The organism is Kitasatospora sp. NPDC008115 (assembly GCF_042957205.1).
In the GTDB taxonomy this organism is placed as follows: domain Bacteria; phylum Actinomycetota; class Actinomycetes; order Streptomycetales; family Streptomycetaceae; genus Kitasatospora.
The window spans coordinates 1-1,470 of record NZ_JBIBHU010000092.1; the positions used below are offsets into that span (position 1 = coordinate 1).

Annotated in this window: 1 protein-coding gene; it reads right to left on the reverse strand. The window is 69.0% G+C overall.

Annotated features, from left to right (window positions below):
- Positions 1 to 77 precede the first annotated feature (77 nt).
- Positions 78 to 1,340 (reverse strand): IS256 family transposase, encoded by a 1,263-nt coding sequence (locus ACFZBX_RS36950; protein ID WP_391538203.1) that lies wholly within the window; start codon positions 1,338 to 1,340, stop codon positions 78 to 80.
- Between the last annotated feature and the right edge of the window lie 130 nt (positions 1,341 to 1,470).

Sequence of the window (1,470 nt, forward strand, 5' to 3'; positions counted from 1 at the left end):
GGGACTATCACGATCTAGGTGTACGGCACCCGGTTGGGCTAGGTGTTGATCTTCTCGGCGGGCGTGGGCCGGGTGGCCTACGCCCGTCCGGCTGACAGGCGTCCGTCGAAGGCGATGTCGAAGGCGTTGAGGGCGGCCATCCAGCGGTTGCTCCAGCGTTGTCGGCCGCGCCCGGTGGGGTCGAGGGCGAGGGTGGCCAGGTAGAGCCGTTTGAGGGCGGCCTGGTCGTTGGGGAAGTGGCCGCAGGCGCCGGCGGCCCGGCGGTAGCGGGAGTTGAGGCTCTCGATGGCGTTGGTGGTGCAGATGATCTTGCGGATCTCGGCGTCGAAGGCGAGGAAGGGGACCATCTCGGGCCAGGCCCTCTCCCACAGTCGCACCACGGCCGGGTAGTTCGCCTCCCAGGCGGCGGCGAACTCGGCGAACCGGTCCAGGGCCGCCTGCTCGTTCGGCGCGGTGTAGACGGGCTTGAGGTCCCGGGCCACGGCCGCCCAGTCCCGCTTCGAGGTGTAGCGGAAGGAGTTGCGCAACAGGTGGACGATGCATGTCTGGACCACGGTCTGGGGCCAGACCTGGGCGACAGCGTCGGGCAGGCCCGCCAGGCCGTCGCAGATGAGGATCAGGCAGTCCTTCACGCCGCGGTTCTTGATCTCGGTCAGGACCGACTGCCAGTACTTGGCGCCCTCGCCGCCGCTGGAGGTCCACAGGCCCAGGATGTCGCGGTAGCCGTCGGCGGTGACGCCCAGGACCACGTAGATGGGCCGGTTGGCGACCTGGCCGTCGCGGACCTTGATGTTCACAGCGTCCACGAACAGGACCGGGTAGACCGTGTCGAGGGGGCGTGTGCGCCACTCGGCCATGCCCTCCAGGACCCGGTCGGTGATGGTGGAGACGGTCTCCTTGCTGGTCGCCATGCCGTAGACCTCGGCCAGGTGCGCGACGATCTCCCCGCTGGTCAGGCCCTTCGCGGTCAACGAGATCACGAGGTTGTCCAGGCCCTCGGTGCGGCGCGCGTGCCGGGGTACGACCTTCGGTTCGAACGTGCCGGCCCGGTCCCTGGGCACTTCGAGGGTGACCGGCCCGGCCTCGGTCATCACGGTCTTCATCCGGTAGCCGTTGCGCGCGTTGCCACCCTTGCGGGCCGAGCGGCCCGGCTCCGCGGTCGAGGCCAGGTGCTCGTCCATCTCGGCTTCCAGGGCTTCCTGGAGCAGGTGCCGGGTCAGCTGCTGGAGCAGCCCGCCCTCACCGAGCAGCTGCATCCCGCCGGCCCTGGCCTGCTCGGCCGCCAGCTCGGCGACCGACGCCACCACATCCGACCCGCCGGTGTTCTTCCTCGGACCCATGTCCAAGGCATCGGCGTCTGCGGACTCCGACGAAACCGTTCCATCAGGAACCGACCCGATCTGGTGATCCGTCAGCGAGCTCATCAGTGTCTCCCTTGGTCAGGGTGTCCACCTGATTCATGACACTCCC